Source organism: Streptomyces sp. NBC_00154 (genome assembly GCF_026342835.1).
Classification (GTDB): Bacteria; Actinomycetota; Actinomycetes; order Streptomycetales; family Streptomycetaceae; genus Streptomyces.
This window is the reverse complement of the sequence record NZ_JAPEMI010000001.1, coordinates 1,901,563-1,915,681: the sequence shown is the minus strand read 5'-3', so window position 1 is coordinate 1,915,681 and position 14,119 is coordinate 1,901,563. Positions and strand designations below refer to the sequence as shown.

The following is a 14,119-nucleotide window of genomic DNA, read 5'->3' as shown; positions in this document are numbered from 1 at the left end:
CCGGAGTCTTCATGGGACGTTATGTGATCCGGCGGCTGCTGCAGATGATCCCGGTCTTCTTCGGCACCACGCTGCTGATCTTCCTCATGGTGAACGTGATGGGCGACCCCATCGCGGGTCTCTGCGGCGATCGCCAGTGCGATCCGGCGACCGCCGCCCAGCTCCGCTCGGAATTCGGCCTCGATAAGCCGGTCTGGCAGCAGTACGCCACCTACATGGGCAATGTCTTCACCGGCGACTTCGGCACCGCGTTCAACGGCCAGAAGGTCACCGAGCTGATGGGCACCGCCTTCCCCATCACCATCCGGCTCACCATCGTCGCGATCGTCTTCGAGGTCGTCATCGGCATCACCCTCGGCGTCGTCACCGGCCTGCGCCGCGGCCGGCCCGTCGACACCACGGTGCTGATCCTGACCCTGGTCGTCATCTCCATCCCGACCTTCGTCACGGGTCTGCTGCTCCAGCTCCTCCTCGGCGTGGAGTGGGGCGTCATCAAACCGTCCGTCTCCCCGGAGGCGCCGTTCAACGAACTCCTCGTCCCCGGACTCGTCCTCGCCTCGGTCTCCCTGGCGTACGTCACCCGGCTCACCCGGACCTCGATCGCCGAGAACGCCAGCGCCGACTACGTCCGTACCGCCACCGCCAAGGGCCTCCCCAGGCGCCGGGTCGTCCTCCGGCATCTGCTGCGCAACTCGCTGATCCCCGTCGTCACGTTCATCGGTACGGACGTGGGCGCCCTGATGGGCGGGGCGATCGTCACGGAGCGCATCTTCAACATCCATGGCGTCGGCTACCAGCTCTACCAGGGCATCCTGCGCCAGAACTCCCAGACCGTCGTCGGGTTCGTCACCGTCCTGGTCCTCGTCTTCCTGGCGGCCAACCTGATCGTCGACCTCTTGTACGCCGTACTCGACCCGAGGATCCGCTATGCCTGAGCAGACGCCGGACGAAGCGATCTCCCCGGGCGGGGCGGGAGCAGCCATGGATCTCGCCCTGGCGGAAGGGGAGACGCTGGAGAAGACACCGGGCGGCCCCGAGGGCACCGGACCGGCCGAGAAGCCCCGCAGCCTCTGGTCCGACGCCTGGCGCGACCTGCGCCGCAACCCGGTCTTCATCATCTCCGCCCTGATCATCCTCTTCCTGGTGATCATCGCGATCTGGCCGTCGCTGATCGCGGACCAGGACCCTCTCAACTGCGACCTGGGCAAGGCCCAGGAGGGCTCCCAGCCCGGCCACCCGTTCGGCTTCGACGGCCAGGGCTGCGACGTCTACACCCGTACCGTCTACGGGGCCAGGACATCGGTCACCGTAGGCGTCTGCGCCACCGTCGGAGTCTCGATCCTCGGCGGCATCCTGGGCGGGCTGGCCGGCTTCTTCGGCGGCTGGTGGGACTCGTTCCTCTCCCGTATCACCGACATCTTCTTCGGCATCCCGGTCGTCCTCGGCGGCCTGGTCTTCCTCTCCGTGGTGACCAGCTCGACCGTCTGGCCGGTGATCGGATTCATCGTGCTGCTGGGCTGGCCGCAGATCGCCCGTATCGCCCGTGGCTCGGTCATCACCGCCAAGCAGAACGACTACGTCCAGGCGGCCCGCGCGCTCGGCGCCTCCAACTCCCGGATGATGCTCCGCCACATCGCTCCCAACGCGGTCGCCCCCGTGATCGTCGTCGCGACCATCGCCCTGGGTACGTACATCTCTCTGGAGGCGACCCTCTCGTTCCTCGGCGTCGGTCTGAAGCCGCCGGCCGTCTCCTGGGGCATCGACATCTCGGCCGCCTCCCAGTACATCCGCAACGCCCCGCACATGCTGCTCTGGCCCGCCGGAGCGCTGGCGATCACCGTGCTCGCGTTCATCATGCTCGGCGACGCGGTGCGCGACGCCCTCGACCCCAAGCTGCGCTGAGGAGCCCGTTACCATGTTGCTCGAAGTGCGCGATCTGCACGTGGAGTTCCACACCCGGGACGGGGTGGCCAAAGCCGTCAACGGGGTCAACTACTCGGTGGCCGAGGGCGAGACGCTCGCGGTCCTCGGCGAGTCCGGCTCCGGCAAGTCGGTCACCGCACAGGCGATCATGGGCATTCTCGACATGCCGCCGGGGAAGATCAGCAGCGGCGAGATCATCTTCAAGGGCCGCGATCTGCTGAAGCTCAAGGCCGAGGAGCGCCGGAAGATCCGCGGCCAGGAGATGGCCATGATCTTCCAGGACGCACTGTCGTCCCTCAACCCCGTGCTCAGCGTGGGGGACCAGCTCGGCGAGATGTTCGTCGTGCACCGGGGGATGTCCCGCAAGGACGCCCGGAAGAAGGCCATCGAGCTGATGGACCGGGTCCGCATCCCGGCCGCGAAGGAGCGCGTCGGGAACTACCCGCACCAGTTCTCCGGCGGCATGCGCCAGCGCATCATGATCGCCATGGCGATGGCGCTGGAACCCTCGCTGATCATCGCGGACGAACCCACCACCGCCCTCGATGTGACCGTCCAGGCCCAGGTGATGGACCTGCTCGCCGAGCTCCAGCGCGAGCTCAACATGGGACTCATCCTGATCACCCACGACCTGGGCGTGGTCGCCGACGTCGCCGACTACATCGCCGTGATGTACGCGGGCCGGATCGTGGAGTCGGCCCCCGTCCACGAGATCTACAAGGCCCCCGCCCACCCGTACACCAAGGGCCTCCTCCAGTCGATCCCACGGCTGGACCAGAAGGGCCAGGAGCTGTACGCGATCAAGGGGCTGCCGCCCAACCTGCTGCACATCCCGCCCGGCTGCGCCTTCAACCCGCGCTGCCCGCTGGCCCAGGACATCTGCCGTGGTGAGGTGCCGCCGCTGTTCGAGGTGGCCCAGCACCGCGAGAGCGCCTGCTACTTCTGGAAGGAGACGCTCGATGCACGCTGAGCAGGGGAGCACCCGCGCGGGCGGCGAACCCATTCTGGAGGTCCGCGACCTCGTCAAGCACTATCCGCTGACCCAGGGCATCCTGTTCAAGAAGCAGGTCGGTTCGGTCAAGGCGGTCGACGGCGTCTCCTTCCAACTGGCCGCGGGCGAGACCCTCGGCATCGTGGGGGAGTCCGGCTGCGGCAAGTCGACCGTCGCCAGGATGCTCGTCCACCTGGAACAGCCGACGGCCGGCTCGATCACGTACAAGGGCGAGGACGTCACCAGGCTGTCCGGCCGCGCGCTGAAGGCCGTACGCCGGAACATCCAGATGGTGTTCCAGGATCCGTACACCTCGCTCAACCCCCGGATGACGGTCGGCGACATCATCGGGGAGCCCTACGAGATCCACCCCGAGGTGGCACCCAAGGGCGACCGGCGCCGCAAGGTGCAGGACCTGCTGGATGTCGTGGGTCTCAACCCGGAGTACATCAACCGTTATCCGCACCAGTTCTCCGGCGGTCAGCGCCAGCGCATCGGCATCGCCCGCGGCCTGGCCCTCAACCCGGAGATCATCGTCGCCGACGAACCGGTCTCGGCTCTCGACGTCTCCGTGCAGGCCCAGGTCATCAACCTGCTCGACCGGCTGCAGACGGAGTTCAACCTGAGCTACGTCTTCATCGCGCACGACCTGTCGATCGTCCGGCACATCTCCGACCGGGTCGGCGTGATGTATCTGGGCCGATTCGCCGAGATCGGTACGGACGAGCAGATCTACGACCACCCCACGCACCCGTACACGCAGGCGCTCCTGTCGGCGGTGCCGGTGCCGGACCCGATGGCGCGCGAGCACCGGGAGCGGATCATCCTGCACGGCGATGTGCCGTCCCCGGCCAACCCGCCGTCCGGCTGCCGCTTCCGCACCCGCTGCTGGAAGGCCCAGGAGCGGTGCGAACTGGAGGTGCCGCTGCTCGCGGTCCCCGCGGTCTTCCGGCTGACGGACACCCCGGCCCATCACGACTCGGCATGCCACTTCGCGGAGGAGAAGCAGGTGGTGCCGCCCGGCGAGGAGCCGGAGGAGCCGGAGGGGCCGGGGGAAGAGCCCGAAGAGCCGGGGGAGCCGGGCACCGGCCCCCGCATTCGTTAACGCACGGGCAACTCGGCCGTCGCACGTCCGATATACGAACGCGCCAGCATGAACGGCGTACGGCCGTGCGGGTGCCGTGAACCGGCCGGGAGGGCTTTCAAGTCCTCCCGGCCGGTTGCTTGTTGACCACGGCCTGCAGAGTCGGGCCGGTCGGCCGGAGCTACTCGCTCAGCCCCAGCGACCGCTTCAGGAAGTCCACCTGCAGCAGGAGCAGATTCTCCGCCACCTGCTCCTGCGGAGTCATGTGCGTCACCCCGCTGAGCGGCAGCACCTCATGCGGCCGCCCGGCCGAGAGCAGCGCCGACGACAGCCGCAGGGAGTGCGCGACCACCACATTGTCGTCCGCCAGACCATGGACGATCATCATCGGCCGGACCTGGTCCGCGGCCTCGGACAACCCCTCGTCGGTGAGCAGCGAGTTGTGCGCGTACACCTCGGGCTGTGTCGTCGGGTCACCGAGATAGCGCTCGGTGTAGTGGGTGTCGTACAGCCGCTGGTCGGTCACCGGAGCACCCACGACCGCCGCGTGGAAGACGTCGGGCCGCCGCAGTACGGCCATGCCCGCGAGGTATCCGCCGTACGACCAGCCGCGGATGGCCACCTTGGTGAGATCCAGCGGGAACCTTTCGGCGAGCGCGTGCACCGCCTCCACCTGGTCGTCCAGGGTGAGGACCAGGTTGTTCTTGATCGCCTTCTCCCAGGCGGGGGAGCGCCCCGGAGAGCCGCGGCCGTCCGCGACGACCACCGCGAAGCCCTGGTCGGCGAACCACTGCGAGGTGAGGTGCGGATTGTGCGCGGCGACGACCCGCCGGCCGTGCGGTCCACCGTACGGATCCATCAGGACCGGAAGCGGACCGTCCGACTCCTGATAGTCGGTGGGGAGCAGCACGGCGCACGGAATCCGGTGTGCGCCCCCCTCGGTGAGCTGCACCCGCGGCGACAGAACCGGCTCCTCCGCATATGTCGCGACCGTGGCGATATGCTTGCCGTCCCGCAGCACCCGCACCGCGGCGCCGGGCCGCTCCAGCGAGGTGGAGACCAGTACGGTCACCCCGCCCGCCCGGACCGCCGAGTGCACCCCCGCCCCCTCGGAGACCCGCTCCACGCCCAGCTCGTTGACCCGGTACACATGGCTCTCGCCGATCTCCGGCTCCGCGGCCTCCTCGCCCGCCGACGCCGCCACCAGGACATCCGATTCACCGATGTCCAGGACCGCCAGGATCTGCAACTGCGCCCCGGTCAGCGGCCGGTCGCCGACCGAGAGCACCCGCGCCCCGCCCTCGTCCACGATCCGCACCAGCCGCCCGTCCGGCGCCCACGCGGGCACCCCGGCGAAGAGGTCCAGCCACACGGGGTCCTCGTCGACATGGACCGTCCGCGTCGTACCGCTCTCCGGGTCCACCGCGAGGAAGAGCTGACTGCGCTGGTCACGGGCCTGGACGAGGATCAGCGGGGCACCGTGGGACGACCAGTGCACCTGCGCCAGATACGGATAGCGCGACCGGTCCCACACCACTTCGGTACGGGTGCCGTCCAGTCCCAGCACCAGGAGCCGCACGTCGGCGTTGGGCGTCCCCGCCGCCGGGTACGCCACCTCGGCGGGCTTGCGGTCCGGGTGTGCCGGGTCGGCGATCCACCATCGCTTCACCGCGCTGTCGTCGACCCGGGCGACGAGCAGCCGGTCCGACTCCGGCGACCACCAGAAGCCGCGCGAGCGCTGCATCTCCTCGGCCGCGATGAACTCCGCGAGACCGTACGAGATGTGCGCGTCCTCCGGCTCCGCGAGCGCCCGGTCCCCGTCGCCCTCCGCCGCCACGACCCGCAGTGCGCCTTTCGACACGTAGGCGACATGGCGCCCGTCGGGCGACGGCCGGGGGTCGAGCACCGGGCCGGGGACCGGCAGCGCGCGCGTCGAACCGGCCCGCAACTCGGCGACGTACACCTTCCCGGAGAGCGCGAACGCCGCCAACTCGGCCGCCGAGTCAACCGCGTAGCCGACGATCCCCGAGGACCCCTCACGGCTGCGCTCGCGCCGCGCCCGCTCCTGCGCCGACAGCTTCTCCGCCGAACCGCCCAGCAGCGTCCCGGGGTCGGCGACGACCCGCGCCTTCGGCGTGCCGTCGGCCGCCAGGTCCAGCACCCAGAGCTTGTTGGACCGGTCCGTGCCGGAGGCCGACCGCAGGAAGATCACCCGCTCCCCGTCCGGCGAGACGGTGAACGCACGGGGAGCGCCGAGGGTGAACCGCTGAGTCCTGGCGTGCTGTCGGGGAAACGAAAGCTTTTGCAAGGTCATAACCCCGAACCCTAGGGCCTGATGCGGCGTCGGTCCCCGGACCCGACAGAGCACCCGACCACCCGGTCGTGCGCCCCTCGTGCTGCTGTGCCCCGATCAATGCGGTGCCACGGATAGTTATGATCCGTAGCGCTCGGTGGGTAAGAACCTGCCGGCTCCATGCGTGCTGCCCGTCCCGACCGTACCGATGGAGGTGAACCCCCGTGGCACTCTCGATTTCGGCGGTGGTGCTGCTGGCGATCGTCGTCTTCCTGCTGATCCGGAAATCCGGACTGAAGGGCGGACATGCGGTGGTCTGCATGCTGCTCGGTTTCTATCTCGCCAGTTCGTCCATTGCGCCCACCATCTCGGAACTGACCACGAATGTGGCCGGCATGATCGGGGGCATCAAGTTCTGACCCGGGGTCCGGGCCGCCGTCCACGGTCGGACCGTGGGCCGGCCGGCTCGTAGGGTGGGTCCCATGACGGACCTTCCCGCCCGTCGTCTGCTCCTGGTGCACGCGCACCCCGACGACGAGTCGATCAACAACGGCGCCACCATGGCCCTGTACGCGGCCCAGGGCGCCCAGGTCACCCTGGTGACCTGCACGCTCGGCGAGGAGGGCGAGGTCATCCCGCCCGAGCTCGCGCACCTCGCGGCCGACCGGGACGACACCCTGGGCGCCCATCGCATCGGTGAACTCGCCGCCGCGATGAAGGAGCTCGGGGTCACCGACCACCGGTTCCTCGGCGGACCCGGCCGGTTCCGTGACTCCGGAATGATGGGCGCCGAGCAGAACCACCGGCCCGGCGCCTTCTGGAACACGGACGTCGACGACGCCGCGGCGTACCTCGTGGAGGTGATCCGCTCGGTACGCCCGCAGGTCCTCGTCACGTACGACCCCGACGGCGGCTACGGGCACCCCGACCACATCCAGGCGCACCGCGTCGCGATGCGCGCCGCGGATCTCGCGGCCGATCCCGCCTACCGCGCCGGCCCCGACGCCCCGCAGGCATCCCCGGACACCTCGCCGCACACCATCGACAAGATCTACTGGAACCGGGTGCCGCGCTCCGTCGCCGAGCAGGCCTTCGCACGGCTGCGCGCCACGGCCCCCGACGCCTTCCCGGAGATCGCCGCGATCGACGACGTACCGGGTGTGGTGAACGACACGCAGATCACCGCGGAGATCGACGGCGCGGCCCATGCGGCGGCCAAGACGGCGGCGATGCGGGCACATAGCACCCAGATCGCCGTGGACGGTCCATTCTTCGCCCTTTCGAACGATCTGGGACAGCCCGTCTTCACCACCGAGTACTACGAGTTGGTACGCGGAGCCTCCGGAGCACCCGAGGGCGTACGGGAACACGATCTCTTCGCGGGCGTGCCGGGCGCACCGGGCGTACCGGAAGCACAGTCGGGAGCACGTCCATGAGCAACGGCAAGCAGCGCCCGCCCCGCACCGACGCCCCGCCCGGAGAGCCCGTGCCCACCGGCCTTGCCGCGCCCTTGAACCCCGGCCGCATCGGCGCCTACCTGGGCCTCGCGGTCCTCGGAGTGCTCGTCGGGCTCGCCGGAGCGTTCGTCCAAGCCGCCTGGTTCCCCGGCGGTTTGCTGCTCGCCCTGGTGGCCTGCGCCGGACTGTTCTACGGCGGCCGGCTGCTCACCCGGACCCAGATCGGCGCCCTGGCACCCGCCGCGGGCTGGCTGATTTCGGTCGTCGTTCTGCTCGGGGGACGGCCGGAGGGCGACTACGTCTTCGGCGACGAACTGGGCCTCACCCTCTTCATGCTGGGCGGGATGGCGATCGCTGTGATGTGTGCCACCATGTCGCGGTCGCCCCGACAAGGCGCCGACAGCGGTCGACCTGGCAAGTAATGTGCCACGTCCGATCCCGTAATGCCCCCTGTTCGCCCGGGGGGTGCGTCGCCGTCTCCCCCGGTCGCGGGGTGTCCGGCGGCGGCGGCCAGTATGGTGGTTCGCGCGCCGAGCCGTCCCCTGGCCTGCGGCATGGGGGAAGTACGGGCGGCGGAGCCAATCGGGAGAACCTGCTTTGAGTCGTGAAACTGACAGTTCGTCCTCCGGGCCCCAGGGGCGCGGGGGAGCCGCGTACCCGTCGGGTACGCCGCCGTACGGATCACGCCAGTATCCGTCGCTGCACCCTTCGCAGGACGCCCCTGAGGAGTCCCCGGAGTCTGCGGATGCGCCTCAGCCGGAAGAGCCGAGGACCGAGACGACACTGACGACGCGTATCCGGATCAATATCCCGGGCTCGCGTCCCATCCCGCCGGTCGTCATGCGTACGCCGATGAGCGAGGCCGAGGCGGATGCCTCGCGTGAGCGCACAGGCAGCACGCCGCGTCCGGGCGGGCCCGCATCCAACGGCGCACCGGGTGCACAGGGTGAACCGGCCGATGAGGCGCGGGACGGATCGGCGACCGCGGAACCGGCTGCCGACAAGCCGTCCAGAGAGAAGAGCGGCAGCGACTGGTTCGCCCCGCGCAAGGCTCCGACGAACACGTCGGTGGTCGGCGGCGCGGGCGCACCGGCCGGCGGTGGCCCGGGCGTGGGCACGGGTGCCGGTACGGACATGGATGCCGGTAGATCTGCCGGGTCCGCCGGACCGACCCCGCCGCGCGCCGACCTTCCGTACTTCTCGGAGGGTCCGCAGCGCGGGGGCGACCAGGGGGCGCCCCGCCCCGGTGCCCGTGACGAGTTCGGCGGGGACGAGATTCCCGGGCCGCGCGCCACGCCGAACCTCGGTATGCGTACGCCGGGCCCGTCCGGTGCCACCACCGGTCCGGTCACCGGCAAGTCGCCGCTCACCCCGAACTTCGGTGGGGCGGACGGATTCGCCGGCCGCCCCGGTGGTCCGTCCGGCCCCGGTGCTCCCGGTGGCGTACCTCCGCGGATGTCCGACGACACGGCCGTCCTGACGCCGCAGTTCGCGGCGCCCGCCTCCGGTCCCGGGGGCAATGTCTCCGGGGACACGCTCACCAGTGGCATCCCGGTCGTCCCGCCGGAGCACCGCGCGCCGTCCGCCCCGTCGACGTTCACGCGACCGGGTGGTCCCGGCGGTCCCGGCGTGCCGGGTCCCGGCCTGACGCCCCCTCTCCCGGACAGCCCGATGGGCACCGGACCGGGTGGGCCGGGTGGACCGGGTCGCCCCGTCGCTCCGTCGCCCGCCGCCACCCGCCCTGTCCCGGCCCCCGTGAAGAAGGGCCGCTCCAAGCTGGTCCTGCTCTGCGCGGGAGTCGTGGGTCTGGCCGGAGTCGCGTACGGTGCGGGCCTGCTGATGAACCACTCCGAGGTTCCCAAGGGCACCACCGTCCTCGGCGTCGACATCGGCGGCGGCACGAAGGAGCAGGCCGTCGCCAAGCTGGACGCGGAGCTCGGCGAGCGCGCCAAGGCCCCCCTCCAGCTGTCCGTGGACGGCAAGAACACGCAGCTGGCCCCGGACAAGGCCGGTCTCTCGCTGGACAGCCAGGAGACCGTGCGCGGTGCCGCGGGCAGCGACTACAACCCGGTGTCGGTGATCGGCTCCCTCTTCGGCGGCGAGCGGAAGGCCGACCCGGTGATCCCGGTCGACAAGGAGAAGCTCGGCGTCGCGCTGACCGATCTGGCGGGCGCCTCCGGCTCCGCCAGCGACGGCACGATCAAGTTCGAGCCGGGCAAGGCCGTCGAGGTTCCCGGCAAGGTGGGCAAGGCGCTGGACGTCGACCGGTCGATGATCTCGGTCCGGGACGCGTACCGCGCCCAGGTGCAGACGGGCAAGCCGGCCACGGTCGAACTGCCGGTCGCCACCCGCGAGCCCACCATCGACCAGGCCGAACTGGACCGGGCGATGAAGGAATTCGCGAAGCCCGCGATGTCCGGCCTGATCACCATCAAGGCCGGACCCAAGCAGATCCAGTTCGGCCCCGCGAAGTCGCTGCCGCAGATCCTGTCCATGAGGGCGGTCGACGGCCGACTGGTCGAGTACTACAACAAGACGGCGATCGACACCCTCTGCGACGGTGTCTTCGACGGCATCATGATCACCAAGGGTGACGGCAAGAAGCACCAGCTCAGTGCGGACGACGTGGCGCACGCCATGCAGACCGCGCTGCTCGGCAGGACCCCCGCCGAGCGCACCGCCACGATCGCCCTCGACGGCAACGGATAGCACCACCCGTACCGCCGCAGCACGCACGGCACCGCCCCCGCCCGGACCTCCGGCCGGGGGCGGTGCCGTGCGTGCTGCGGCGGCGGCGCACGGGCGGTGTCACGCGTCCGGCATGACATCTGTCATCCCCGATTCACGACCCGTGACCCTGCCGGGCGGACACCCCGCTCCGCCAGGCTGGGCGCATGACAACGACAGCCACCGAAGCCACCACCGCGCAAGCGGCCGTGGTCAGCTTCGACCAGGTCAGCAAGGCATACGGGGACGTGCGCGCCGTCGACGGGCTCTCCCTCGACCTGCACCCCGGCGAGACCGTGGCGCTCCTCGGCCCCAACGGCGCCGGAAAGTCCTCCACCCTCGATCTGCTCCTCGGCCTGCGCACCGCGGACTCCGGCACGGTCCGGCTCTTCGGCACGTCCCCGCAGGAGGCGATCGCCCGGGGCCGGGTCGGCGCGATGCTGCAGAGTGGCGGCCTGATGGAGGACGTCACGGTCGAGGAGATCGTCCGGCTCGTCTGCCATCTGCACCCCCGCCCGTACCCGGTCTCCGACGTCCTGGCCCGTGCAGGCATCGCGTCGATCGCCGACCGGATGGTCAACAAGCTCTCCGGCGGCCAGGAGCAGCGGGTGCGGTTCGCGCTCGCCACCGCCGGGGCCAACGACCTGATCGTCCTCGACGAGCCGACCACCGGCATGGATGTCACCGCCCGTCAGGCCTTCTGGGCCACCATGCGCGAGCAGGCCGAGCAGGGCCGTACCGTCCTGTTCGCCACGCACTACCTCGAAGAGGCCGACGCGATCGCGGACCGCGTCCTCGTCCTCCACAAGGGCCGGCTCCTCGCCGACGGCACCGCGGCCGAGATCAAGGCGAAGGCCGGGGCCCGCCGGATCTCGTTCGAGCTGAAGGGCCCGATCGACGAAGCGGCCCTGCGCGGCCTGCCGTTCCTGTCCACGCTCGACATCAGCGGCAACAGGGTCCGTATCCAGTCGCACAACGCCGACGCGACCGTCCACGCGGTCTACGCGCTCGGCCTCTACCCGCGCGAACTCGAAGTCGCAGGACTCGGCCTGGAGCAGGCCTTCGTCGCCATCACCGAGGCCGAGGAGGCCAGGACCGCATGATGAATTTCTTCTCGTGGACACTCATCAGGCTCGAAGTGACCCGCACCCTGCGGAACAAGAAGTTCATGTTCTTCTCGATCATCTACCCGTCGGTGATCTACCTGCTGATCTCCGGCACGCAGAACACCACCGACAAGGTCCCGCACACCGACCTGACGCTGCAGGCCTTCTTCATGGTCTCGATGGCCTCGTTCGGCGCGCTGACCGCCGTACTGATGGGCAACAGCGAGCGCATCGCCAAGGAGCGCGAGAAGGGCTGGGTCCGCCAGCTGCGCCTGACCGCACTGCCCAGCCGCGGCTACGTCCTGGCGAAGATCGCCAGCGCCGCGATGGTCACCCTGCCGTGCATCGTGGTCGTCTTCCTGGTCGCCGCTGCCGTCAAGCACGTGCGGATGGACGCCTGGCAGTGGTTCGCGCTGGTCGGGGTGATCTGGGCCGGCTCGCTGGTCTTCGCCGCACTCGGGGTCGCCATCGGCTACCTCGCCAGCGGCGACGCGGTCCGCCCGATCACCATGATCATCTACTTTGCGCTGTCGATCCTCGGCGGCCTGTGGATGCCCAGCGCGACCTTCCCGCAGTGGCTCCAGAACATCTCCGAGTGGCTGCCCACCCACGCGTACGCTTCTCTCGGCCAGGCCGTCGAGATGGGCGGCTCGCCGCACGCCAAGGACGTCGGCATCCTCTGCGTCTACTTCCTGCTCTTCGCGGGCGGCGCGGCCTGGCTCTACCGGAAGGACACCCTCAAGGCGTGAACGACGACGCGACGTTCGTAGGGATCGGGCGCCCGCCGACCAACCGCCGCCAGGTGGGCATCAAACTGCTCTGGATCGGCATCTGGCTCGCGTTCATGAGCGCCCCGGTCAAGGACCTCGTCGACGGCGACCACTCGCCGTGGGCCACCGCGCTGGGCACCCTCGGCCTGGTGGTCTTCGTCGGGACGTACCTGGTCCTCGTCTTCCGCCACACGTCGAAGGCGCTGGACCGTCGCCGGGTCGGGACGACCATCGCATTCCTCGGCGCCCTGGCCGTCGCGCTCTCCCTGACGCTGGGCACCCCGTGGCTGGTCCTCTTCGTGTACGTCTCCGTCACCGTCGGGGCCACCCTGCCCCTGCGGACGGCCGGGTGGCTGATCCCCGCCGTCACCGCCGTACTCGTCGGTATCGGCCTGACCGGCGACCACCCGCGCGAGATCATCACCGCCCTGGTCGTCCCCGCACTTCTCGGCGGGTTCGCGATGACCGGCGTACGGCAGATGATCCGTACGACGATCGAGCTGCGCGAGGCCCGCGCCACCGTCGCCCAGCTCGCCGCCAACGAGGAGCGGCTGCGGCTCGCCCGCGATCTGCACGACCTGCTCGGCCACTCGCTCTCGCTGATCACGCTCAAGAGCGAGCTGGCCGGACGGATGCTCCCCGACCACCCCGACCAGGCGGCGCTCCAGGTCGCCGACATCGAACAGGTCAGCCGTCAGGCCCTGGTGGACGTACGCAGTGCTGTCACCGGCTACCGGCGGCCGACGCTCCCCGGTGAGCTGGCCGGAGCCCGTACCGCACTCGCCGCCGCCGGCATCACAGCCGACGTCCCGACCGATCCCCCCGACGACCTCCCCGACAAGCCGGAGGAAGTCCTCGCCTGGGCGCTGCGGGAAGCCGTCACCAATGTCGTACGCCACAGCGGCGCCCGCCGCTGCACCGTCACCCTCGCCCCACGCCAGACGCTCGGCGGCCGGATCCTGGAACTCACGGTGGCGGACGACGGCCGGGGCGGCTCCGGTACGAAGCCGGGCAACGGCCTCACCGGTATCACCGAGCGCCTCGCCACGGTCGACGGCACGATGACCACCCGGCCCACCGGCTCCGCTTCCGGTAAAGGCTTTACCCTCACCCTCGGTGTTCCGCTCGGATCCGACCTAGGATCCGGGGAATGAGCATGATCAGACTCCTCCTCGCCGAGGACCAGTCCATGGTGCGCGAGGCCCTCGCGGCGCTGCTCGGTCTGGAACCCGACATCGAGGTAGTGGCCCAGGTCGCCCGAGGTGACGAGGTGCTCGCCGCGGCCCGCGAGCACGCCGTCGATGTCGCGCTCCTCGACATCGAGATGCCGGGCATGACGGGCATCGAAGCGGCGGGACTGCTGCGGAGCGAACTCCCGGCCGTGAAGGTCGTCGTCGTCACGACGTTCGGCCGCCCCGGCTATCTGCGCCGCGCGATGGAGTCGGGCGCGGACGCCTTCCTGGTGAAGGACGCCCCCGCCGCCCAACTCGCCGAAGCGGTACGCAAGGTGCTCGCCGGAGAACGCGTCATCGACCCGACGCTGGCGGCGGCCGCGCTCGCCGACGGGGCGAGCCCACTGACCGAACGCGAACGCGATGTCCTGCGCACGGCGGCCGACGGCTCCACCAACGCGGAGATCGCCACCGCGCTCCATCTCTCGCAGGGCACGGTCCGCAACTACCTGTCCACGGCGATCCAGAAGATGGCGGCGCGGAACAGGGCGGAGGCGGTACGGATCGCGAGCGAGAAGGGCTGGCTGTAGCTGCCC

Annotated in this window: 13 protein-coding genes; 12 read left to right on the top strand and 1 reads right to left on the bottom strand. The window is 70.2% G+C overall.

Going from position 1 to position 14,119, the window contains the following annotated elements; genetic code table 11:
- Window positions 1-11: 11 nt before the first annotated feature.
- Genes OHA03_RS08390 through OHA03_RS08375 form a run of 4 tightly spaced genes read left to right on the top strand, consistent with a single transcriptional unit; the run spans window position 12 to window position 4,019 of the window.
- A complete protein-coding gene (locus OHA03_RS08390) occupies window positions 12-935 on the top strand; it encodes an ABC transporter permease (protein ID WP_267002285.1) in 924 nt (307 codons plus the stop codon).
- Window positions 928-1,902, top strand: a complete 975-nt coding sequence (locus OHA03_RS08385; protein WP_267002283.1) for an ABC transporter permease — start codon at window positions 928-930, stop codon at window positions 1,900-1,902. Before OHA03_RS08390 ends, OHA03_RS08385 begins: the two co-directional genes overlap by 8 nt.
- A 13-nt stretch (window positions 1,903-1,915) precedes the next feature.
- Window positions 1,916-2,893, top strand: coding sequence for an ABC transporter ATP-binding protein (locus tag OHA03_RS08380; RefSeq protein ID WP_267002281.1), 978 nt, complete (start codon window positions 1,916-1,918; stop codon window positions 2,891-2,893).
- Complete coding sequence (locus tag OHA03_RS08375; protein WP_267002278.1) at window positions 2,883-4,019, top strand: ABC transporter ATP-binding protein; 1,137 nt, start codon at window positions 2,883-2,885, stop codon at window positions 4,017-4,019. The genes OHA03_RS08380 and OHA03_RS08375 overlap by 11 nt, the downstream gene beginning before the upstream one ends.
- A 160-nt stretch (window positions 4,020-4,179) precedes the next feature.
- Here the strand turns inward: OHA03_RS08375 and OHA03_RS08370 are convergent, their stop codons facing one another.
- Window positions 4,180-6,312: a prolyl oligopeptidase family serine peptidase gene (locus tag OHA03_RS08370; RefSeq protein ID WP_267002276.1), complete on the bottom strand. Its 2,133-nt coding sequence runs from the start codon at window positions 6,310-6,312 to the stop codon at window positions 4,180-4,182.
- 203 nt (window positions 6,313-6,515) lie between these two features.
- On the opposite strand from OHA03_RS08370, the gene OHA03_RS08365 reads away from it, so the two are divergent.
- The 8 genes from OHA03_RS08365 to OHA03_RS08330 all read left to right on the top strand — a co-directional run bounded on the left by OHA03_RS08365 (window position 6,516) and on the right by OHA03_RS08330 (window position 14,113).
- Window positions 6,516-6,710 (top strand): hypothetical protein, encoded by a 195-nt coding sequence (locus tag OHA03_RS08365; protein WP_030915260.1) that lies wholly within the window; start codon window positions 6,516-6,518, stop codon window positions 6,708-6,710.
- A 63-nt stretch (window positions 6,711-6,773) separates the two neighbouring features.
- Window positions 6,774-7,727 carry an N-acetyl-1-D-myo-inositol-2-amino-2-deoxy-alpha-D-glucopyranoside deacetylase gene (gene mshB, locus OHA03_RS08360; RefSeq protein ID WP_267002273.1) on the top strand — a complete coding sequence of 318 codons (954 nt, stop codon included), beginning with the start codon at window positions 6,774-6,776 and terminating at the stop codon, window positions 7,725-7,727.
- Window positions 7,724-8,170 carry a DUF6113 family protein gene (locus OHA03_RS08355; RefSeq protein ID WP_267002271.1) on the top strand — a complete coding sequence of 149 codons (447 nt, stop codon included), beginning with the start codon at window positions 7,724-7,726 and terminating at the stop codon, window positions 8,168-8,170. Before mshB ends, OHA03_RS08355 begins: the two co-directional genes overlap by 4 nt.
- Window positions 8,171-8,600: 430 nt before the next feature.
- Window positions 8,601-10,457, top strand: a complete 1,857-nt coding sequence (locus OHA03_RS08350) for a hypothetical protein (RefSeq protein ID WP_267002269.1) — start codon at window positions 8,601-8,603, stop codon at window positions 10,455-10,457.
- Between the two features lie 185 nt (window positions 10,458-10,642).
- Entirely contained in the window at window positions 10,643-11,578 is a 936-nt protein-coding gene (locus OHA03_RS08345; protein ID WP_267002267.1) for an ABC transporter ATP-binding protein, read from the top strand.
- On the top strand, window positions 11,578-12,330 hold the full coding sequence (locus OHA03_RS08340) for an ABC transporter permease (protein ID WP_267007974.1): 753 nt from the start codon (window positions 11,578-11,580) through the stop codon (window positions 12,328-12,330). Before OHA03_RS08345 ends, OHA03_RS08340 begins: the two co-directional genes overlap by 1 nt.
- Window positions 12,327-13,505, top strand: a complete 1,179-nt coding sequence (locus OHA03_RS08335) for a sensor histidine kinase (protein WP_267002265.1) — start codon at window positions 12,327-12,329, stop codon at window positions 13,503-13,505. Before OHA03_RS08340 ends, OHA03_RS08335 begins: the two co-directional genes overlap by 4 nt.
- Window positions 13,502-14,113 carry a response regulator transcription factor gene (locus OHA03_RS08330; RefSeq protein WP_030915281.1) on the top strand — a complete coding sequence of 204 codons (612 nt, stop codon included), beginning with the start codon at window positions 13,502-13,504 and terminating at the stop codon, window positions 14,111-14,113. Before OHA03_RS08335 ends, OHA03_RS08330 begins: the two co-directional genes overlap by 4 nt.
- Window positions 14,114-14,119 lie beyond the last annotated feature (6 nt).